The sequence below is a fragment of the Arthrobacter sp. B1805 genome (assembly GCF_002929745.1).
Classification (GTDB): Bacteria; Actinomycetota; Actinomycetes; order Actinomycetales; family Micrococcaceae; genus Arthrobacter_D.
In genome coordinates this window covers 202871-223590 of record NZ_PJIQ01000008.1, presented here as the reverse complement: position 1 = coordinate 223590, position 20720 = coordinate 202871, and the positions used below count along the sequence as shown (strand labels likewise).

Annotated in this window: 22 protein-coding genes and 1 other RNA gene; 16 read left to right on the top strand and 7 right to left on the bottom strand. The window is 66.6% G+C overall.

Annotated elements, in window-relative coordinates; translation table 11 throughout:
* On the bottom strand, positions 1–1519 hold a 1519-nt coding region (locus tag CXQ96_RS11265; RefSeq protein WP_104118120.1), incomplete at its 3' end, for a hypothetical protein.
* 319 nt (positions 1520–1838) lie between these two features.
* Here CXQ96_RS11265 and CXQ96_RS11260 point away from each other — a divergent pair.
* From CXQ96_RS11260 to CXQ96_RS11190, 16 genes are all read left to right on the top strand, one after another.
* The gene (locus CXQ96_RS11260; protein ID WP_104118119.1) at positions 1839–3065 is read left to right on the top strand and encodes a CpaF family protein; all 1227 of its coding nucleotides are present in this window, start codon (positions 1839–1841) and stop codon (positions 3063–3065) included.
* Positions 3062–3919 carry a type II secretion system F family protein gene (locus tag CXQ96_RS11255; protein ID WP_104118118.1) on the top strand — a complete coding sequence of 286 codons (858 nt, stop codon included), beginning with the start codon at positions 3062–3064 and terminating at the stop codon, positions 3917–3919. The genes CXQ96_RS11260 and CXQ96_RS11255 overlap by 4 nt, the downstream gene beginning before the upstream one ends.
* A complete protein-coding gene (locus CXQ96_RS11250; RefSeq protein WP_104118117.1) occupies positions 3916–4857 on the top strand; it encodes a type II secretion system F family protein in 942 nt (313 codons plus the stop codon). The genes CXQ96_RS11255 and CXQ96_RS11250 overlap by 4 nt, the downstream gene beginning before the upstream one ends.
* 42 nt (positions 4858–4899) lie before the next feature.
* Complete coding sequence (locus tag CXQ96_RS11245) at positions 4900–5106, top strand: hypothetical protein (protein ID WP_104118116.1); 207 nt, start codon at positions 4900–4902, stop codon at positions 5104–5106.
* A 6-nt stretch (positions 5107–5112) separates the two neighbouring features.
* Entirely contained in the window at positions 5113–5535 is a 423-nt protein-coding gene (locus tag CXQ96_RS11240; RefSeq protein WP_104118151.1) for a TadE family protein, read from the top strand.
* The gene (locus CXQ96_RS11235; RefSeq protein WP_258059055.1) at positions 5516–6016 is read left to right on the top strand and encodes a hypothetical protein; all 501 of its coding nucleotides are present in this window, start codon (positions 5516–5518) and stop codon (positions 6014–6016) included. The genes CXQ96_RS11240 and CXQ96_RS11235 overlap by 20 nt, the downstream gene beginning before the upstream one ends.
* A gap of 14 nt (positions 6017–6030) precedes the next feature.
* Positions 6031–6630 (top strand): pilus assembly protein TadG-related protein, encoded by a 600-nt coding sequence (locus tag CXQ96_RS11230; protein ID WP_104118115.1) that lies wholly within the window; start codon positions 6031–6033, stop codon positions 6628–6630.
* Positions 6631–6762: 132 nt separating this feature from the next.
* The gene (gene prfB, locus CXQ96_RS11225) at positions 6763–7878 is read left to right on the top strand and encodes a peptide chain release factor 2 (RefSeq protein WP_104118114.1); all 1116 of its coding nucleotides are present in this window, start codon (positions 6763–6765) and stop codon (positions 7876–7878) included.
* 226 nt (positions 7879–8104) lie between these two features.
* Positions 8105–8809 (top strand): cell division ATP-binding protein FtsE, encoded by a 705-nt coding sequence (gene ftsE, locus CXQ96_RS11220; RefSeq protein ID WP_104118150.1) that lies wholly within the window; start codon positions 8105–8107, stop codon positions 8807–8809.
* Positions 8806–9720, top strand: coding sequence for a permease-like cell division protein FtsX (gene ftsX, locus CXQ96_RS11215; protein ID WP_104118113.1), 915 nt, complete (start codon positions 8806–8808; stop codon positions 9718–9720). Before ftsE ends, ftsX begins: the two co-directional genes overlap by 4 nt.
* A 4-nt stretch (positions 9721–9724) precedes the next feature.
* Positions 9725–11287, top strand: coding sequence for a M23 family metallopeptidase (locus CXQ96_RS11210; RefSeq protein ID WP_104118112.1), 1563 nt, complete (start codon positions 9725–9727; stop codon positions 11285–11287).
* 70 nt (positions 11288–11357) lie between these two features.
* Positions 11358–11831: an SsrA-binding protein SmpB gene (gene smpB / locus CXQ96_RS11205; RefSeq protein WP_104118111.1), complete on the top strand. Its 474-nt coding sequence runs from the start codon at positions 11358–11360 to the stop codon at positions 11829–11831.
* Positions 11828–12202, top strand: a complete 375-nt coding sequence (locus CXQ96_RS11200; protein ID WP_104118110.1) for a hypothetical protein — start codon at positions 11828–11830, stop codon at positions 12200–12202. Before smpB ends, CXQ96_RS11200 begins: the two co-directional genes overlap by 4 nt.
* A gap of 114 nt (positions 12203–12316) precedes the next feature.
* Positions 12317–12684, top strand: a transfer-messenger RNA (tmRNA) gene (gene ssrA / locus CXQ96_RS11195).
* Between the two features lie 146 nt (positions 12685–12830).
* Complete coding sequence (locus CXQ96_RS18070) at positions 12831–13058, top strand: hypothetical protein (protein ID WP_137367997.1); 228 nt, start codon at positions 12831–12833, stop codon at positions 13056–13058.
* A gap of 47 nt (positions 13059–13105) precedes the next feature.
* Positions 13106–15289: an alpha-galactosidase gene (locus tag CXQ96_RS11190; protein ID WP_181036435.1), complete on the top strand. Its 2184-nt coding sequence runs from the start codon at positions 13106–13108 to the stop codon at positions 15287–15289.
* Here the strand turns inward: CXQ96_RS11190 and CXQ96_RS11185 are convergent.
* The 6 genes from CXQ96_RS11185 to CXQ96_RS11160 all read right to left on the bottom strand — a co-directional run bounded on the left by CXQ96_RS11185 (position 15286) and on the right by CXQ96_RS11160 (position 20685).
* Entirely contained in the window at positions 15286–16386 is a 1101-nt protein-coding gene (locus tag CXQ96_RS11185) for a glutamate--cysteine ligase (protein WP_104118109.1), read from the bottom strand. The genes CXQ96_RS11190 and CXQ96_RS11185 overlap by 4 nt on opposite strands.
* Positions 16387–16506: 120 nt before the next feature.
* Positions 16507–17241: a metal-dependent transcriptional regulator gene (locus CXQ96_RS11180; protein ID WP_104118108.1), complete on the bottom strand. Its 735-nt coding sequence runs from the start codon at positions 17239–17241 to the stop codon at positions 16507–16509.
* Positions 17241–18203 (bottom strand): metal ABC transporter permease, encoded by a 963-nt coding sequence (locus tag CXQ96_RS11175; protein WP_104118107.1) that lies wholly within the window; start codon positions 18201–18203, stop codon positions 17241–17243. Before CXQ96_RS11175 ends, CXQ96_RS11180 begins: the two co-directional genes overlap by 1 nt.
* Position 18204: 1 nt before the next feature.
* Positions 18205–19017, bottom strand: a complete 813-nt coding sequence (locus CXQ96_RS11170; protein ID WP_104118106.1) for a metal ABC transporter ATP-binding protein — start codon at positions 19015–19017, stop codon at positions 18205–18207.
* Complete coding sequence (locus CXQ96_RS11165; RefSeq protein ID WP_104118105.1) at positions 19014–19940, bottom strand: metal ABC transporter substrate-binding protein; 927 nt, start codon at positions 19938–19940, stop codon at positions 19014–19016. Before CXQ96_RS11165 ends, CXQ96_RS11170 begins: the two co-directional genes overlap by 4 nt.
* 31 nt (positions 19941–19971) lie before the next feature.
* Positions 19972–20685 carry a class I SAM-dependent methyltransferase gene (locus tag CXQ96_RS11160; RefSeq protein ID WP_104118104.1) on the bottom strand — a complete coding sequence of 238 codons (714 nt, stop codon included), beginning with the start codon at positions 20683–20685 and terminating at the stop codon, positions 19972–19974.
* Positions 20686–20720 lie beyond the last annotated feature (35 nt).

Here is a 20720-nt window from a genome sequence, read left to right as displayed (position 1 = left end):
TAGCAGAGGTCGCAGCGCCGAGCTCGGGCGTCCTACCCGCAACTGACGTGATCGAAGACTCAGCCACCGACGCTGCTCCAGATGCTGTAACAGTCACGCGGGCGCTGGCGCCGTCGACCGAATCGATGCGCACTTTCGTGCCGCTGTGCGTGGTGAAGGTCTGGCCGGCTTGCCAGGTGAGGTTCGGGTTGTTGTATCCGGAGACTTTGCTGTTCGGAGTGAGGACCACCGACGCGTTGCCGCTCCAGCCGAGAATGTCCTTCTTGGTGATCTTGACGCCCTGGTTGCCGTTCCTGGCCGTCGCCGCGTCATATCCCGCCGGTGCACGGTGCTCCAGGTAGTAAACCTCCTTGCTGACCGGGTCGGTGAACTTCACGGCCCGACCCGGCTCCGTTCCGGCCCAGGGCCTCAGAACGTGCTGTACCGATCCCGACGCATCTCCCAGGTTGCGGATCTCGTCGCCGCGGCCGAATCCGCCGTATTCCCACATGAACGCGTTGATGACGGGCGAACTGACCTGTGCAAACCCCATGAGGTCGGTCGTGTCGCCGTACTCGGAGGAGTAACAGGCGGTGTCAGCCCAGGAGGCGCCGGACCGCGCGACGTCGAACCGGCCGTTGGAACAGGCAAGCGAGTTCGCGTGATGCAGACCGAGGACGTGGCCGAATTCGTGGGTAACAACATTGTTGGTCAGCGCCGACGGGTAGGGCATGATCACGCGGCCACTGGTCGCGCTGTCCGTGAAGCCTCCACCGAGGATGCCCCAGGAGCCGTTGTAGTTCAAGTCCGCATGCGGAACGAAGATGACGAGGGCTTCGTAGGGACGGTACTGCCAGTTCAGCTCACGCGTCACAGTGGCCATGATCGTTCCGTACGAATCGGTGATCTTGGCCGCGGACACATGGCGGTATTCATTCACCTTGGTCATCGATAGCCGGTTGTCAGACACTGACTTCCAGTACGCACTCGCGCTCGTGATCGAGTTGCGCGCCGCTGTCATGTTGATGGCGTCTGTATCAGCGACCGTCTTACCGGAGAGTTGCACAGTGACGAGGGTGACTTTGAATTCCCCAGTGCGGGGTCCGATGGCTGCAGTGCCCATGCTGCCGTCGGTAGTCAGTGGCGAGGCCGCTTTCATCGGTGTCATGGGCTGCGCGAAGTGCTCGCCATACCGTGCATTGGAGTTCGGGTCGTCCAGCGGGTTCCAGTTCAGGTCAGGAACGAAGGAAGTGACGTCGTCCTGCGCAACAGAGGTCGGCGCGGGCTCAGCAGCAAAGTCTTCAGGGGTCGATGCGGTGCTCTCCCCGACGACGGGGGCCTCGGACGCCTTGCTCGGAGCGGTCGGCGCACTTTCCGGCGCAGCGGTGGATTCCTGTTCGACGGGGGCAAGAGGCGCAGCGGTCGCGGAGGGTGAGGGTGCAGGTACCGCGTCGTTCGCCACTGCAGGCACTGCGCCGGCCAGGAGGCCGAAGGACAGCGCAGCGGCATACAGAAGCCGGGCGGGGAGGGGCAAGGTCACGAGGTTTCTCCAGCGGAATTCGGGCGTCAGCCAGCTGAGTGAATCCTGAGAAGGATACATTCCTGTTACTGGTGTGACTAACGATTCGGAAGTGAAAGAGGAATCTTAAGTAAAACCTGCGCGTGTCGCAGTATTTCGCTGCGCGTGTCGCGTCGCCGCAAGCCCTCAGGCCCCTGCGTTCGCAGGATTCGAGCACTTATGCACAGGGCGCCTGCACTCTGGTCCTAGGGAGTGACCATCAGTAGGGTGGTGGCAGCAGAAGCTGACGGGGCCACGGCACCATGCCGACCGCAGCGCGCGGACATGTTGGGGGACATCGATGGATGCAGTGCGCTTGGTCGAGGGCGAGGTGCGTGAGCTCGTCCGAAGACGCGGACTGGACCCCGCCCGCGAGATCACCGAGGTGCAACTCCTCGTGAACGACGCCGTAGCCGACTACGAGGAACGATCGGTGCTCGGCGTCCTTCCGCCCCTGGGCAGGCTCGATCTCGCACGGAAACAGATATACGACGCCGTTGCCGGCTTCGGCGCACTGCAGCCGTTCCTCGACGACCCGACTGTCGAGGAGATCTGGATCAACGCTCCTGCTGAGGTGTACATCGCCCGGAACGGCGAATCGGAGCTAACGACCCTCTCCCTGACCGATCAGCAGGTTCGTGATCTGGTTGAGAAGATGCTGAAGTCGTCCGGGCGTCGCCTCGACCTGTCGTCGCCGTTCGTCGATGCCTCCCTTCCTGACGGCTCACGCCTGCACGTCGTGATCCCCGACATCACACGCAACCACTGGTCGGTGAACATCAGGAAGTTCATCGCACGTGCCTCGAGGCTCGAGCACCTCGTGGAGCTGGGATCGCTGTCCCCCCAAGCGGCGCGATTCCTGGGAGCTGCGGTTGCGAGCGGGCTCAATATCCTCGTCTCTGGGGCTACGCAAGCGGGCAAGACCACTCTGTTGAACTGCCTCGGCGCGTCGATCGGGCCCCGCGAGCGGGTCATCACCGTCGAAGAGATCTTCGAACTGCAACTGCCGCTGCGGGACGTCGTGGGACTGCAGTGTCGGCAACCCAACCTCGAAGGCCACGGAGAGATACCACTGCGGCGGCTCGTGAAGGAGGCGCTCAGGATGCGTCCGGACCGGCTGATCGTCGGCGAGGTCCGCGAGGCCGAGAGCCTCGACATGCTGATCGCCCTGAACAGCGGGTTGCCTGGCATGTGCAGTGTCCATGCCAATAGCGCGCATGACGCGATCACGAAGATCTGTACACTCCCGCTTCTTGCCGGCGCGAACATCTCGAGCAGTTTCGTCGTGCCGACGGTCGCTTCCTCTGTCGACCTTGTTGTCCACTGCGCGCGGCTCGCTGGGGGCCAGCGGAAGGTGGTGGAGATCGTTGCACTGGGACGCCGGGTGGAGAACGGCGTCATCGAGTCCTCCCACGTGTTCCGGCGCATCGACGGAAGCCTCCAGGTAACAGCGAGCGGAATGCCGGCAGAGGATAAGTTCAGCGCCGCTGGTGTCGACGTGTCCTCCTTGCTCGGCGCCCGAGCATGAGCACGGCGCTCGGGGTGGGCCTCGGTGCAGGATTCTTCCTGATGTGGTGGTCCTGCTGGGAGCGTCCGGTCAAGAGGCGGCGCGCACCTGCTCGACGACGGAGAGTTGACGAACTCCTCCTGCGAGCCGGCGTCGAACGCGTATCGTCGCTCGGGCTCATCGCTTCGTGCGGAGGGGTATGCACGTTCGTCCTGTTGCTCGGCTTCGTTCTGACGGGTTCCGCGACGATCGCATTCTGCTTCGCACTCTTCGGTGGAATATTGCCGCTCTCCATCGTCAGGTGGAGAGCAGTGAGACGGACGGCTTCACTCCGCGAGCTGTGGCCCGATGTAGTAGATCACCTCCGCTCTGCCATCAGGGCGGGACTCTCACTCCCAGAGGCGCTCATACAACTGGGTGACAAGGGTCCCCTCGAACTGCGCCCCGCCTTCCGCGCCTTCGGATCCGATTACCGCGCCGGCGGCCGTTTCGACGACGCGCTCAACCGGCTGAAACAGCGGCTGGCCGATCCGGTCGCCGACCGGATCGTCGAGGCGCTGCGGATGACGCGCGAGGTGGGAGGGTCGGACCTGGGCCGGCTGCTCGGGACGCTATCGGAATTCCTGCGGGATGCTGCACGAACACGAAGCGAACTCGAGGCTCGGCAATCGTGGACCGTCAACGCTGCACGGCTCGCCGTCGCCGCTCCCTGGCTCGTCCTCATGCTGCTGGCGACCCGACCAGAGGCGATCCGTGCATACAACTCGGCGGCCGGAGCTGCCGTACTGCTCGGCGGACTCGTCGTCTCCGTCGTCTGCTATCGCGTCATGCTGCGCATCGGTGCCTTGCCGGACGACGAGCGGGTTCTCAGGTGAATCCGGTCGTCGCTCTGGCGGCGCTCTGCGGGCTGGTTCTCGGCGTGGGTCTATGGCTGTTCATCGTTCGTCTGCCGGCCCTGCGGGCGATCTCCCTGACGGAACGGGTCCGGCCGCAGTTGAGAGCGGTCGACCTTCAATCGAGGCTGCTGACGGATGCGCCCGCGAACGTCACTCCCTTCGGTCCGCTCGAGAGGATCATGAAACCCCTGCTGGCCGATGCCGTGTCCTGGTCGCACCGGTTCAACCCTGCGAGTGCCGCTCTTGCGCGCCGGCTGGCCCAGGGGGGCCAGGGACAGACGACGAGTGATTTCAGGGCTCAGCAACTCCTCTGGGCGGCAGGCGGTATGGCTGGTTCCACGCTGGTCATGGTGGTCCTGGCGGCATCCGGTTTCGCCAATCTGCCGCTGGCGGCTGTGATCGTCCTGGCCAGCACCGTACTGGGTTTCGCCGGGAGGGACTATGCCCTCTCCCGCGACATCAAACGGCGCGAGACGCGCATGCTCGCAGAATTCCCCAGCCTGGCCGAACTGATGGCGCTCGCGGTCTCTGCAGGCGAGAGCACGACCGGGGCGCTCGAACGTATCTGCAGGACGGCGAACGGCGAGCTGGCAAAAGAATTCACCCTCGTCCTCGCAGCCACGCGGGCGGGCGTTCCACTCGTCGACGCACTCCAGAACCTCTCTCACCGGACCCGCCTCGCTCCGCTCGCACGATTCGTGGACGGCATCACGGTTGCCGTCCAACGCGGCACTCCTCTCGCCGACGTGCTGCGGGCGCAGGCGCAGGATGTCCGAGATCTGGCCAAGCGGGATCTGATGGAGTCCGCGGGCAAGAAGGAGATCGCCATGATGGTGCCACTCGTCTTCGGCGTCCTTCCGCTGACAGTCCTGTTCGCGGTCTATCCGGGAATCGCCCTGATCAACCTCGGCTTCTGAACTTTCGACCATCACAACAACGGGGGAACCAGTATGAGAATCATGACCAGCACAGTGCGCCGCGCCCTGCCGCTCCTCGCCTTCGCAGCGACGGTGCTTCGCGCACCTGATGATCCCGAACGGGGCGACGTCCCCGGCTGGGTGATGATCACGTTGATGTCGGCCGTCCTCGTAGCGGCACTGCTGGCGATCGCTGGCCCAGCCCTGGAAGGGCTCTTCAACCAGGCGATCGATCAGGTCTCGCCCTAGGTGAAGCTGCCGTGGGAAAGGGCGCACACCAGGCCCAGGCAGGGGGACGGCGCGCGGAGTGGCAGTGAGCGGGGCGCCGCCGTCGTCGACTTCGCGCTGATCGGAGGGCTCCTGACGGTCACCTTCATCGCCATCATCCAGTTGACGCTCGTGCTGCACGTGCGGAACACCCTGATCGATGCAGCAGCGTCGGGTGCGCGCTACGGCACGCTGGCCGACCGTAACCCGCAGGACGCCCTCGGTCGCACGGAGGAGTTGATCCGCGGTTCACTCGCCGATTCCTACGGGTCCGACATCTCCGTCGGCGAGAGCACCGTCGCCGGCGTCAGGACGCTGGAGGTCGTCGTCCGCGCGCCCCTGCCCGTCATCGGTCTCATCGGTCCGGCCGGGATCATGGAGGTGCGTGGACATGCAGCACTTCCGTCCTGACCAGGACACGCAGCATCATGAGTCGGCCGGGATGGGCCTACTGCGACGGATGGTCTGCGCCACACGGCGCAGCGATGAATCGGGAAGCGCGGTCGTCGAGTTCGTGTTCCTCGGTGTCCTGCTGCTGGTGCCGGTCGTGTACCTTGTCCTGGCCGTCGGTCAGCTTCAGGCCGGTTCTTTCGCCGTCGTGGGTGCCGCCGATCAGGCTGCCAAGGTGTATGTCGATGCCCCGACCCCTCAAGAGGCGGAGGCGAGGGCTCGGGAAGCCACGGACATCGCCCTGTCCGACTTCGGCTTCAGTCAGGGCCAGGCGCTGGTCGCCATAGCGTGCACCTCCCAGTGCCTTGCGCCGGGCTCCACCGTGACCGTGACAGTGCGCCTCGACGTCCCTCTTCCACTGATGCCCACCGTCGCCGGTTCCTACCCCTCGGCAGCGACCGTGGATGCGGTGGCGACCCAGGTCGTCGAGCGGTTCGGCTGATGCCGGACAGGATGATGAGTTCGGCCCCGCGGCCGGAACCGGAGCAGGCCGTATCCCCGGGTGTACGGGACCCCGGGGATGACACGGGGCACGGGCACCGTGAGGACGGACAGGTCGGGATCCTGGTGATCGGTTACCTGCTGGTATCACTGCTCGTTCTCACGGTCGTCCTCGCCGTAACCGCTGTCTATATCGAGCACAAGAAGCTGCTCTCGGCGGCCGACGGTGCAGCGCTCGCTGCTGCCGATGACTACAGCATCGACATCGGAACCGTGGGCGGCACGACGACGCCCAGGCCTACGCTGCGCGACGCCGGGGTCGAGGAGTCGGCCGAGGGTTACCTTGCCGCAACAGGTGCTGGTACCCGTTTCGAGACGCTCTCCATCGATCCGGCCACCGGGGCACCTGACGGTCGGACAGCCCGCGTCGTCCTCACCGCCGTCGTGCGTCCGCCCATCGTCAACGTCCTCGTGCCGGACGGTATCCCGATCGTTGCGCAGGCCAACGCGCGCGCAGCTCACCCGGTGACGGGAGGGGGACGAACCCCACCCTGCCGCGGCCTCGGGTGCGTCCAGCTGCAGGACGGGAGACAAGACCGGCACGCCCCAGGCTGACCGGACACCGGCACAAGCGGGGCTCTGTCTGCGTAGGAGTGGTGTGGTCGTGAGCAGTGCGCCCGCGGACGAATTTCCCCGTTCTGGTGCCCCCGCTGCCATCCCACGGCCATGACGTAGGCTGGAATCACCATGGCAACCACTGATTTTCCCGCAGAAATCCGCGCCCTCCGCGCGAAGTACCAGTCCATCGTGCAGGTTTCGGACATCGAGGGGATCCGCAAGGACATCGACGAGCTGAGCGAGGAAGCCGGCGCGCCGGACCTGTGGGACGATCCCGCAGCTGCCCAGAAGGTGACGTCGAAGCTGTCGCACCGGCAGTCGGCACTCGAGCGCCTGGAGACCCTCGAGGGCCGCATCGACGACCTCGAGGTGCTCGTGGAGTTGGCGCAGGACGAAGGCGACGAGGACTCGCTCGCGGAGGCCGAGAAGGAACTCGTGTCGCTGAGCAGGTCCCTGGACGATCTGGAGATCGTGACGCTCCTCGCCGGCGAGTGGGACGAGCGCGAGGCGGTTGTCACGATCCGATCGGGAGCCGGGGGAGTGGATGCTGCCGACTTCGCCGAGATGCTTCTGCGCATGTACCTGCGCTGGGCCGAACGCCACGGCTATCCGACTCAGGTCCTCGACACGTCCTATGCGGAGGAAGCGGGACTGAAGTCCGCGACCTTCGAGGTCAAGGCCCCCTACGCGTTCGGCACCCTCTCGGTCGAGGCCGGAACTCACCGGCTTGTCAGGATCAGTCCCTTTGACAACCAGGGCAGGCGGCAAACCTCGTTCGCCGCCGTCGAGGTGATCCCCCTCATCGAACAGACGGATGTCATCGAGGTGCCGGACAACGAGATCCGCGTCGATGTGTTCCGCTCATCCGGACCTGGTGGGCAGTCGGTCAACACCACCGACTCCGCGGTCCGCCTCACGCACCTTCCCACCGGACTGGTGGTGTCGATGCAGAACGAGAAGTCGCAGATCCAGAACCGCGCCGCTGCCATGCGTGTCCTCCAGTCACGCCTCCTGCTGTTGAAAAAAGAGCAGGAGAACGCGGAGAAGAAGGCGTTCGCCGGTGACGTGAAGGCATCCTGGGGTGACCAGATGCGTTCCTACGTGCTCAATCCGTACCAGATGGTCAAGGACCTCCGCACGAACCACGAGGTGGGCAACACCTCTGCCGTGTTCGACGGCGAGATCGACGACTTCATCGATGCCGGTATCCGCTGGCGCACCAACAATCGCAACGACGTCTCGTAGCGGAGCCACCCGGCCGGCCTGCGAGGTGTCCGGGCGATCGCACGGCCGCCTGACCGGCGTCGGGCCCGCCCGTCGTCCCTGCGCGGGCGTGAAATCCGTCCTTGCGTGCGACACACCCGCCGGGGTAGCGGGCGCATCGTGACGTCGTCGTTATAGTCGAGGAGCCGGTGCTTCCTTCCCCCAACAGATGCCCGTGCCCCGGCGGACACATGGGCGCAGAGTGATCATGATCAGATTCGACAACGTCACGAAGACCTACGACCAGAAGTCGCAGCCTGCTCTCGATGCCGTCTCCCTCGACGTCGACCGCGGCGAGTTCGTCTTCCTCGTCGGCGCTTCGGGCTCGGGCAAGTCGACCTTCATCCGCCTCGTCCTCAAGGAGGACCAGGCGTCGAAGGGCGCGGTCTACGTGGCCGGCCAGAACGTCGCGAACATCCCCAGCTGGCGCGTTCCCCGCCTTCGCCGTGGAATCGGCGTCGTGTTCCAGGACTTCCGGCTGCTCCCCAACAAGACGGTGTTCTCCAACGTCGCCTTCGCGATGCAGGTGATCGGCAGGAGCCGAGCCGTCATCCGCGAGACCGTGCCGGACGTGCTCGCGACGGTCGGACTCGAGGGCAAGAACAACCGCATGCCGCACGAGCTCTCCGGCGGTGAGCAGCAGCGCGTCGCGATCGCGCGCGCCATCGTCAACCGGCCCGGAATCCTGCTCGCCGACGAGCCCACAGGAAACCTCGATCCGACGACGTCGATGGGGATCATGAAGGTCCTCGACAGGATCAATCAGAACGGCACCACGGTGGTCATGGCGACGCACGACGACGACATCGTCAACACGATGCGCAAGCGCGTCGTCGAACTCCACAATGGCTCGGTCGTGCGCGACGACGCGCAGGGCATCTACGTGGGAGAAGCAGGAGCGTTGGCCGAATGAGGCTCGCGTTCATCCTGTCCGAGATCGGTTCGGGCATCCGCCGCAACCTGTCCATGGTCACGTCCGTGATCCTGGTGACCTTCATCTCGCTGACCTTCGTCGGCGCGGCCGGCCTGTTCCAACTGCAGATCAACCAGATGAAGGGGTACTGGTACGACCGCGTGCAGGTCACCATCTACCTCTGCGTCGACAACTCGTCGGAGACGAGTTGCGCCACGGGCCCGGTGACCGAGGAGCAACGCGCCGCGATCCAGGCCAAGCTGGAGTCCGAGCAGTTCGCTCCGTACGTGGACACCGTGTCCTACGAGTCGCAGGAGGAGGCGCTGGGCCACTTCCGGGACCAGTTCGCGAACTCCCCGATCGTCGACTCGGTCACCGCAGACCAGCTCCCCGAGTCATTCCGCGTGAGCCTGGTGGATGCCGAGAAGTACGAGGTCATCGACGAAGCGTTCTCCTCGGAGCCGGGCGTCGACGCGGTGAGCGACCAGCGCGACTTCCTCGAGGCGATCTTCCGCTACATGAACTGGGCCTCCGTCGTCGCGCTCGTGATCGCCGGCATCATGACCTTCTGCGCCATCCTGCTGATCGCGACCACCATCCGGCTCTCCGCGTTCAGCCGCCGCAGGGAGACGGGCATCATGCGCCTCGTCGGCGCTTCGAAGGCCGTGATCCAGCTGCCGTTCATCCTGGAGGGAGTCATCGCTGCAGTCATCGGCGCGGTCCTCGCGTCGGTCACGCTGTGGGGGACGTCGAGATTCCTGATCGACGGCTGGCTCGTCAACACCTTCCCGCAGACGGCGTTCATCTCCTCCCAGCAAGTGCTGCTGCTGGTTCCCGCTCTCATCCTTCTGGGAGCAATCCTTGCGGGACTCTCGTCCCTGCTCACTCTCCGACGATACGTAAAGGTCTAAAACGATGCCGCTCAGCGCCAGGGGATACGTGCGCCACCCATCAACCTGGTGGTCCCGGCAGGACAAGAAGGCTTTCGTCGTGCGGGGCACCGCCGGCACGTCGGTTGCTCTCGTCGTCGCTCTCGCCCTCGGGTTCAGCACGCCCGTGGTCGCGGACGAACTCGACGACCGCAAGAGTGCGCTCGAGAACGAGATCGCCGAGGTCCAGCAGTCGATGGAGTACCTCGACAGCGACATCGCGGAAACCATCGGCGCACTGAAGACCTATCAAGGCCAGCTCCCCGGCGCCCAGCAGGCGCTCGCCGACGCTCAGGGCAGGGTGGAAGCGGCGACCGACGAAGTGGGTGCACTTGCGGTCCGGGTCGACCTGGCGCAGGAGACGAAGACGAAGATCACCGAGGAACTCCGCGCCGACGAGCAGAAAATGGACGAGACGCGCAGGGTCATCGGGCAGATCGCCACGGAAGCCTACAAGAACGGTGGCGTGCCGACGAATGTCTCGCTGCTTCTGGGAGCCGAGGGCGTCGAGGACTTCACCGAGTCGATGGACATGGTGGACCAGGCACTGCGGAGCCAGAACGCCGCGATGGAGCGCCTGTCGGAGCAGAACGCGACGAACGCGAACAGCCAGGCCCGTCTCGTCGCCGTCGAGGCCGAGATCACCAAGCTCAAGCAGAAGGCCGACGACGCGCTGGCCGCCGAGCAGTCGGCGCGCGACGCTGCCGCGAGCGAGAAGGTCAAGGTGGACAAGCTCGTAGCCGACACCTCGGCATTGTCGGCCAAGCTGCAGGAACAGAAACCCGTCATCGAAGCCAAGCTGGCAAGCGTCGAGAATGCCCACCAGCAGGTGAACGCAGACATCGCCGAGCGCCAGCGGCGCCAGATCGAGGAAGCACGCAAGGCCGAGGAAGCCCGCCAGAAGGCGGAGCAGGAGCGGCTCCGGGCTGAAGCGGAAGCCGCGGCAGCCGCCGAGCAGGCCCGCCGCCAGGCCGAAGCGGAAGCCGCGGCAGCCGCGGAGACAGCGCGGCGGGCAGCAGAAGCCGCAGCGGCAAACCGACCGGCTCCTGCGCCGGTCCGGCCCGCGCCGGTTGCACCGGTAGCCCCCGTGGTAGCGGCGCCCCCGGCGGCGCCGCCGTCGAACCCCAGCTCGTTCGGCCTTCGCGCGCCTGTCAACGCTCCCATCAGCTCGGGCTTCGGCTGGCGTCCGACGCCGGTCGGCACCATCGACTTCAACGGCACCGGCGGTTACATGCACACCGGTATCGACTACGGCGTCGGATGCGGTACGCCTCTCTACGCACCCGCGGCCGGTGAGGTCTGGTATGCGGACTCCAACGTCCTGCCGGGCGCGGGCAACCGGATCGTCCTCAACCACGGAGTGGTCGGTGGCAACGCCCTTGCTACGAACTACTACCACCTGACGAGTTACCTCGTTTCGGTCGGTCAGCGCGTGAGTGCGGGCCAGCTCATCGGCTACACCGGCACCACGGGCAATTCCACCGGATGCCATCTCCACTTCGAGACGATGCTGAACGGTACGTTGGTGGACCCGATGGGTCTGCTCTAGGTCGTAGGATGGAAGGCACTGCCGTCCAGCGGACTGCCGTCCGCAGCATCGTCGTCGAAGGAGTTGTGCCGTGCCGAAGGAAAGTGGCCGGAAAGTGGTGGCCACCAATCGGAAGGCTTTCCACGACTACGCGGTGCTCGACACCTACGAGGCCGGCATCGCGTTGATGGGTACCGAGGTGAAGTCGCTGCGCGCGGGACAGGCCTCGCTCCTGGACGGTTATGCCATTTTCTACGGGGACGAACTCTGGCTCGAGGGCATCCACATCTCCGAGTACTCGCAGGGCAGCTGGACGAACCATGCCGCGCGTCGGAGGAGGAAGCTCCTCCTGCACCGCGAGGAACTCACGAAGATCTCGCAGAAGATCCGCGAATCCGGGTTCACCCTCGTGCCTTTGCAGCTCTACTTCTCGAACGGCAAGGCCAAGGTCGAGATCGCGGTGGCCCGGGGCAAGCGTGACTACGACAAGCGTCAGACGCTGCGGGAGAAGCAGGACAACCGGGAGGCGCTGCGCGCCATGCGCGAGAAGAACCTCGGCGCGTGAGTGATGTCTTCTGGGAGGCACAGGAGGACGGCGAGCCTGAGCCGTCGGAGCTGACCTACAAGCGCCCCTGGTGGGTGACGGCCGGCGCGCTGGTCGATCTGATCCTGCTGCTGGTCGTGGTGCCCGTCGGAATCCTCTCCCTCATTCCGTTCGTGTTCCTCGTCTATGTCTACTTCGCGCAGCTGCTCGTCTGGATTTCGCCGGTGATGCTACTGCTGAACATCGCCATCTTCTGGTGGAGCTTCCGTCGCAAGCAGGCCGGCACCACGGCTCTTGCAGCCCTCGGCATCGCGTTCGTGACCCTCGCGTTCGTCGTCGTGCGCCTGTGGCAGTCCCCGATCGTGATCCTCGGGATCATCGTCAGCCAGTAGTCCGCCCGTTCTCCGTGGGCGAAGCACGTGGACGGGCGGGGAAGGTGCGCTAGAATAGGAAGGTCGATCGGCCGCTGGGCCGGTTGAAGCAGGAATCACTTGATAACTGAACATGGGGATGACAGGTTTCGACGATGTTAGTCGCGACAGGGGAAGCGGGCCGAGGATACAGGGTTATCTCGTAAACGCTCCTTGTAAAACAATAAGTGCCGAACAAAAGCGCACTGACTTCGCTCTCGCTGCCTAAGCAGCCTAGCTAGTCCGTCAGCCCGGGTTTGCTCTCGCCCCGGATACTGGCGTCATTTAGAGGGCCACTGCTCCCGGTCCTCGTTGTAGGGACCGGGGGGACTTTTATACAACTGGGCTTGGCAGCCACTTGTTTGCACGATGGCTGAAGCCGAGAAAAACCGACGCAAACTGCGCCCGGAGAAGCCCTGACTACACTGCATCGGACGCGGGTTCAATTCCCGCCATCTCCACAACCTCACAGCGCTCCGTCGGACTCCGACGGGGCGCTGTGTCGTCTGCAGCGTGCCTGGTATCGGCTTCCGAAACCGGGGCGGCAGCGAGTATCGCGTTTGCTCCGAGCACCCCGTCCGTCGGCCCGCCGGACAACTAGACTTGGGCGATGAGTTGGACTGACAGGCCGCCGGGGTGGCTCCCGCCACTGCCACCGCCCAACAGGGGTCGAGGTCTGATCGTGCTCGGCTGGATCCTGGTGGGCGGGACGTTCGCCTATATCTTCGTGATGAGCTATCTGGGTGGCACCCACACCCTTTTCACGCTGGTTCCACTCCTGCTCGGTCTTCTGTGCCTCATCGTTGGCCTGCTGCGGCGGGACAACCGGCAGCGGTAGGCGGCTGACGGCTTGCCGGACAGTTAGTTACACGATAAAAATAATCAGTGACGATCACCCCCCTCCACCTTTCCCGCGGCGGCACCAGCGTGGTGCTCGATCCCCACCAGTACGGACTGCCGGTCCTCGCTTACTGGGGGCCCGATCTGGGCGACCTCGACGCCGATCAACTGGCGGCGCTCACAGCGGCGCAGCGGCCGCAGCGTGTCTCCGGTGGTATCGATGTCCCCGCGAGGCTGTCCCTCCTGCCCCTCGAGTCCGCGGGCTGGCAAGGGACGCCGGGCCTGACCGGTGACCGCGCGGGAACCCACCTCTACCCGCGCTTCACCGTCGTCTCGATGACCGCCGGCGTCGGTGGGGCAGCCGCGACGATCGAGGCTCGGGACGACGACGCCGGACTCGCACTGAGCGCGCACGTGGGCCTGAGCGAATCAGGCCTCTTCACGCAGCGGCTGGTCGTGACCAACACGGGCCATGACGACTACGAGGTCAGATCCCTCAATCTCTCGTTCCCGTTGTCCCACGCGGCCGCTGAGGTTCTCGACACCACCGGGCGGCACCTGCGGGAGCGTTCACCGCAACGCCACGACCTCACCGTCGGCACGTACGCACGGACGAGCCGGCGCGGACGACCGGGAGCGGATGCCACCGTGCTCCTTGCGGCCGGCACCAGAGGTTTCGGCTTCGAGCAGGGCATGGTGCAGGGAATACACATCGCATGGAGTGGTAACCAGCACGTCCTGGCCGAGAAGACGCCGGCCGGAGATGCCTTCCTGGCTGCCGGCGAGCTGCTTGCGCCGCGGGAGGTCGTGCTCGCCCCGGGGGAGAGCTACTCCACCCCGGAGGTCATCGGCTCCTGGGGTGACGGGCTGAACGAGCTGTCCGGCCGCTTCCACCGGCACCTGCGGTCTCGGCCGGTCCATCCCCGGCGGCCACGGCCCGTCACGCTCAACACCTGGGAGGCCGTGTACTTCGACCTCGACATCACGCGCCTGCAGGCCCTCGCCGACAGGGCCGCGGCCCTCGGCGTCGAACGATTCGTCCTGGATGACGGATGGTTCCGTGGGCGGCGTGATGACACGTCGAGCCTTGGTGACTGGTATGTGGACGAGACGGTGTGGCCGGACGGCCTAGCTCCGATCATCGACCATGTGCGCGGACTAGGCATGGAGTTCGGGCTCTGGTTCGAGCCCGAGATGGTCAACCCGGACTCCGACCTCGCGCGTGCGCACCCGGAGTGGATCCTGCAGCCCGAGGGGCGGCTGCCGCTTCCCGGGAGGCAACAGCAGGTGCTGAATCTCGGCCATCCTGATGCCTACGCGTACATCCTCGAGCGCCTCGATGACATCCTCACGGCCAACGACATCGCGTACGTGAAGTGGGATCACAACAGGGACCTGCTCGAGGCCGCCGACGCGCGCACCGGCCGGGCAGCAGTCCACCGTCATGTCGAGGCGCTCTACCGCTTGCTCGACGAACTCCGGACCCGCCATCCCGACCTCGAGATCGAGTCCTGCGCGTCTGGCGGGGCCCGCGTCGATCTCGGCATCCTCGCCCGTACGGACCGGATCTGGACGAGTGACTGCATCGATCCGATCGAGCGGCTCGTCAACCAGAAGTACACCGGGCTCGTCGTCCCGCCCGAACTCATGGGAATGCACATCGGCGGCCCTGCCTCGCACTCCACGGGCCGCGCCCACTCGTTGCCGTTCCGCGCCGGCACGGCCATCTTCGGTCATTACGGCATCGAGTGGGACATCTCCGACCGGACGGAGGGGGAGTACGAGATCCTGGCGCGCTACATCGGACTCCACCGTGCGTGGCGCGACGACCTGCACCGCGGCACTCTGGTCCACGCAGACCTGGTCGATCCTTCGATGGACCTGCGGGGCATCGTCTCCCAGGACCGCCGGCGCGCCCTCTTCGGCTACTCCCTCACCGGTTCCAGCGCGAGCTATCCGCCGGGTCCGCTGACGTTCCCCGGGCTCGATCCCGAGGCGGTCTACGAGGTGCGCCTCGCCGTCCCGCAGGAGGGGCACCCCGGGAGCGGGCAGTCACCGCTCGCCTGGCTCCACGCGGCACTCGACGGCGAGCCGCTGCGGCTTTCCGGCCGGGTGCTGGGCCATTCCGGACTCCAGGCTCCCGTGCTGCTGCCCGAGCAGACGCTGCTCATCGAACTGCGCGGCGACCAGGCCGATCAAGCCGTCGACGGCATGGCAGGGCTCCGCTAGGGCTCGAACGTCAGCGAGTGGCCGTAGAGGGACAGCAGGGCTTCCATGCCGCCGTCGCGCATCGCCCGGCGCTGCCGCTCGGCGCCAGTGCCCCGTTCCTTCATCGTCTCCACCCCGGCGCGCACCCAGTCGGCGTCGCCCTCGGATGCGAGTGCCGGGCCGACGTGCTCGAGGAACGCCTCGAGGAGCTGACCCGCAGGCACGGGTTCAGCCGCGACCGGGTCGACGAGCGTGCCTTCCACGCCGTCCCGCGCAGCTTGCCAGAGCGCGGCGTCCAGGAGTTCCGGGTCCGGGACGAGGGGAGTGCTGTCCCGCTCGGCGTCGCCGAGGGCGGTGACGACGAGCGCGCGCGTCAGGGCACCGAGCAGCACGGAGTCCTGCGCCTCGAGCTGCACGTCGCAGGCCCTGAGCTCCAGCGTGGGGTAGTGGTCCGAGAGCCTTGCCACCCAGGTGAGGACCCCGCGGTCCAAAATGGCTCCACTGGCGCCGAGACGGGTGATCCTGCGCTCGTAGTCGGCGGCATCGGCGAAGTACGGCGGGATGCCCTGGACGGCCCATCGGCGGTAGTGGATGACGCGCCAGCTGCCGAAGCCGCTGTCCCGGCTCAGCCAGTAGGGCGAATTGACGCTGAGCGCGGTGAGTAGCGGGATCCAGGGACGGATGCGGTTGAGTGCCTGGACGCCACGCTCCTGGTCCGGCACACCGACGTGCACATGGAGCCCGTTGACGAACTGGTCGCCCACGATTCCCGGCGCGCTGGCCCTCAGGTCCTCGTAGCGTTGCTTGTCGGTCAGCTCCGGGTACGCCTGCCGGATCCAGGGAGCAGTTCCGGTGGCAGCACCGACGGTTCCCACGCGCGTTGCCGCGCCCGCGAACTTCCGCCGGAAGTTCAGGAGGGATTCCTCGGCCTGCGTCAGCGTCTCGCACACCGGGGTGGCTGTCTCGATCTGGCAGGACAGCAGTTCCCGCTGGATCTCGTCATCGCTGATCTCCGGCGTCGATTCGAGCAGGCGCTCGACCTCCCCGGCGCGGTGCGCCGGCAGGCCCGATCGCGGTTCGAGCAGCAGGTATTCCTCCTCGAGGCCGAGAGTGGTCATCGGGGAACTCCGTTCAGAAGGAGGGGCGTGCAGGCATCCGAACCAGTCTAAGAGCCACCCGCGCAGAAATTATGCACACCCCGTGGCGTCCCCGGGCGCCCGAAGCGGTGTCCCGGCGCGTCAACGGGTGCCGCTGGTGATCGTGCAACCCTCGTGGGAGGCCGTGCTCTCGATCCACAGGGCACGCGCGAGGGCCGTGTCGACGGCGAGGTGCGGCGCGGAGGCCTCCGCACCGAGGCGCAGGCGAAGCCGCACACCGACCTCCCGCCCGGCGAGCAGCAGGTCGTCGTCGAGCGAGATCCCGTTGCGGTCGAGGAAACGCAGGACGTCCGGGTCGTCGTCGCTCACGCGCACCAGTCGGCCCAAGTGCCCGTCATCGAGGTCGTCGAGGCGGTGCGCGGGCGGGTAGTGGACGGTGCCATCCGCAGCGGGGATGGGATCGCCGTGTGGATCGCGTCTCGGGCGGCCGAGCTTTGCATCGAGCCGTTCGATGAAGGCATCCGAGACGGTGTGCTCGAGCAGCTCGGCCTCGTCGTGCACCTCGTCCCAGCTGTAGCCGAGCTCGGTGACGAGGAACGTCTCGAGGAGCCGGTGCCTGCGCACCATGGCGAGGGCGAGGGCCTCACCGGAGGACGTGAGGCTGATGGGGCCGTACTTGCGGTGGTGGGCCAGCCCCAGGTCGACCAGCTTCGCGACCATCCCGGTGACGGAGGAGTTGGCGACCGAGAGGCGCGCAGCCAGATGCGTCGCGGTCATGGCATCGCCCTGCCACTCGGTGAAGGAGTAGATGGCCTTGACGTAGTCCTGCACGCTTGTCGACTCGATGCTGAGGACTGCGCCCCGCCTGCCCGCCATCACGCGTCCCCGCGCGCCGCGGCGCCGGGGGACCGTGGCATCGCCGCCGGTGCCGCCTGCGTGGCCGTGCTTCCAGCGGTGGGACGGTCGGTTCCGGACCCGGCGCCGGTTCGGGACCGCACACGCCGTAGCGCCTGCCACACCACCCCGTCCGGCCGTGCCACGAGGTAGACGACGGTGAACACGAGCGCCTGGCACAGCACGACGGCGGCCCCTGTCGAGATGTCCAGGTAGTAGCTGGCATAGATGCCGGTGATCGACGCCGCGACGGTGAGTACGACGGCGATCACGAGCATCCGGTCGAAACTGCGGGACAGCAGGAACGCCGTCGCCCCGGGGGTGATGAGCATGGCCACGACCAGGATGATCCCGACGGCCTGGAGTCCGACGACGACGGTGAGCGCGAGCAGGCCGAGCAGCAGCGCCGACAGCAGCCGGGTGTTCAGACCGATGACGTGGGCGTGGGTGCGGTCGAACGCCAGGAGGGTCAGGTCGCGCCGTTTGAACAGCAGGATGGCGAGCGTCAGGGCCCCGAGGACGAGCACCTGCCAGACCTCGGCGGCGGAGACGCCGAGCACGTTGCCGAACAGGATGTGCATCAGGTCGATTTGGGAGGGCGTGGCGGAGACGATGGCGAGTCCCGCGGCGAACAGTGCGGTGAAGACCACGCCGATCACAGTGTCCGCCTTCAGCTTCGTCGTCGACCGGACGATCCCGATCAGCGCCACGGCGGCGGCGCCGAAGACGAAGGCCCCGATCGAGAAGGGAATGCCGATGATGTAGGAGAGCGCGACGCCGGGCAGGACGGCATGGGACACGGCGTCACCCATGAGCGACCACCCCATCAGGATGAGCCAGCAGGAGAGGACGGCGGCGACGACGGCCGCTGCGACCGTGACGGCGAGGGCCCGGGTCAGGAAGCCGTACTGGAGGGGTTCGAGGACGAAGGCGACGATGTCCATCTCAGGAATTCCCTTCCGGGGTAGTGGATGAGGAAGCTGGCGGGGAATCATCGGATGCTGCCGGCCCGAAGGCGAGGGCGAGATTTCCCTGCGTCAGGACCTCCGACGGAACGCCCTGTGCCAGGACCCGCCGGTGCAGGAGGACCGCCTCATCGCACAGTTCCGGCACGCCCGCGAGATCGTGTGTCGACATCAGGACGGAGCGTCCCTCGTCGCGCAGCGCCTTCAGCAAGTGCGTCATCGTTGTCTGGCTGGCGCGGTCGACCCCTGCGAACGGCTCGTCGAGCAGGAGCAACCGCGCGTCCTGGGCGATGCTTCGGGCGATGAACACGCGCTTGCGCTGTCCGCCCGACAACTGGCCGATCTGGCGCCTCCTGAGGTCCGCCAGCCCCACCCGCTCGAGGGCCTCGTCGACCGCGGCGCGATCGGCCGCACGGAGACGGCGGGCGGAACCCAGGCGGCCGTAGAGGCCCATGGCGACGACGTCGACCACGGACACCGGGAACGTCCAGTCGACCCCCTCGGCCTGCGGCATGTATGCCACCAGCCCCTGCTTCCGGGCGCCCGCCGTGGGCATGCCGAAGAGCTCCACGGTGCCGTGCTGGGGAACAAGGAGCCCCATGAGCGAGGTGAACAGAGTCGACTTGCCCGATCCGTTGACGCCGATGAGACCACAGATCCGGCCGGCGTCGAGGCTCAGCGTCACGTCGTCGAGAGCCTGGACGTCGTTGTAGCGGACGCTGAGGCCCCGCACTGCGAGGACGGGCGACGTCGTCGGCGCGTCCGCTGTTTCTGCCGGGTGGACGGTGGTCATCGCGCGAGTCCTTCCGTGATGGTCCTGAGGTCATGGCGGATCAGGTCGAGGAAGGTCGGGACCGGGCCGTCCGCCTCGGACAGGGAATCCACGTAGAGCATGCCGCCCAGCTCCGCACCGGTAGCGAGGGCCACCTGCTCCTGCGCCGAGGGGTTGACCGTCGATTCACAGAAGACCGTGGGCACCCCGTTCTCCTCCACGAAACCGATGACCTCCCGGATCTGGCGTGGCGTTCCCTCGGCGTCCGCGTTGACCGGCCAGATGAATGCCTCGTCCAGTCCGGCGTCCCGGGCGAGGTAGGAGAAAGCTCCCTCGCAGGTCACGAGCGCCGCGCCGTCGACGTGGGCGAGGTCCGCGCGGAACCCGTCGAGGAGCTCGCCGAGCTGGTTCTTCAGGTGCTGACCGTTCGCTTCGAACTCGGCGGCGTGCTCGGGGGCGAGCTCGGTGAGGGCACGGACGGCGTTGTCCACGTAGGTCTGCGCCGCGAGCGGAGACATCCAGGCATGCGGATTCGCGAGACCGGAGTAGTCGCCCGAGCGGATGTCGACCGGTTCAACGCCCTCCGACAGGACAGCATGCGGCGCGTCGACGGACTGCAGGAAGCGCTCGAACCACCGCTCGAGGCCGAGTCCGTTGTCGAGGATGAGGTCGGCGTCCTGGGCCCGGACGAGATCGGAGGGCGTCGGTTCGTACCCATGGATCTCAGCCCCGACCTTGGTGATCGACTCCACGCGCACGTGCCCACCGCCCACGGTGTCCGCGAGGTCCGCGAGCACCGAGAACGTGGTGAGTACCAGGGGCCGGGAGTCGGCGGAGGCGGGCGATGCCTGCGCCTCGGGACCCGGGGCGCAGCCGGTCAGGAGCAACGCCGCGGCGGTGCAGCAGCCGGCGACCAGCCGCAGGGCACTCGATTTTTGAGGCATACCTAAAAGTAGCGTTTAGGCATGGCGAAATCTAGCGTAGGGATGCTCTCCATGCATGGGTGTAGTACGGGATACGGATCACAGCGTCGCCGCTGAACGCAAGGTACTCCGTGAGGTACCAGAGCAGGTTCGAGTCGACGCGCTCCCGCAGCGGCGCCGACGCGCGCTGGTAGTAGCTGCGGGAGCGCGCGAGGTCGACGACGTCGGCGACGGCGAGTTCCTGGGTCCAGTGCACGAGCATCTCCTCCGCCGGACCGAAGGCCCCACCGAAGTCCGGCCGGTACGCCGGCGAGAAGACGTCCCCGGCGTGCATGATGCGGGAGAGCCTGTGGACCCAGGGAAGCGAGACGTCGAGCTGGTTCCAGACGAGCGCGATGCGCCCTCCCGGTTGGAGCACACGGCCTGCTTCGCGCAGTGCTGCGGGGTGGTCGCACCAGTGCCAGGTCTGCGCGAGTGTGAGGAGGTCCATCGATGCCGTCGGCAGCAGGGAATGCTCCGCCGTGCCCAGCAGGACGGGAACCTGCGGCAACCGTGCCGTGAGGACGGTCAGCATGTCCTCGGACGGGTCCACGGCCGTCACCTCGAGCCCACGTCCGGTGAGCAGGGAGGTGAACAGTCCTGTCCCCGCACCGATATCGGCGACCCGACGCGCGTGTCCGGGGATGATCCAGTCCGCCACTGCTGCCGGGTACCCCGGACGGACACGGTCGTAGCGGCCCGCCCCGGAGAGGTAGGCGCTCGCCATGTGCCGGCGTCGCTCCTCATCGAGACGCGGACCGC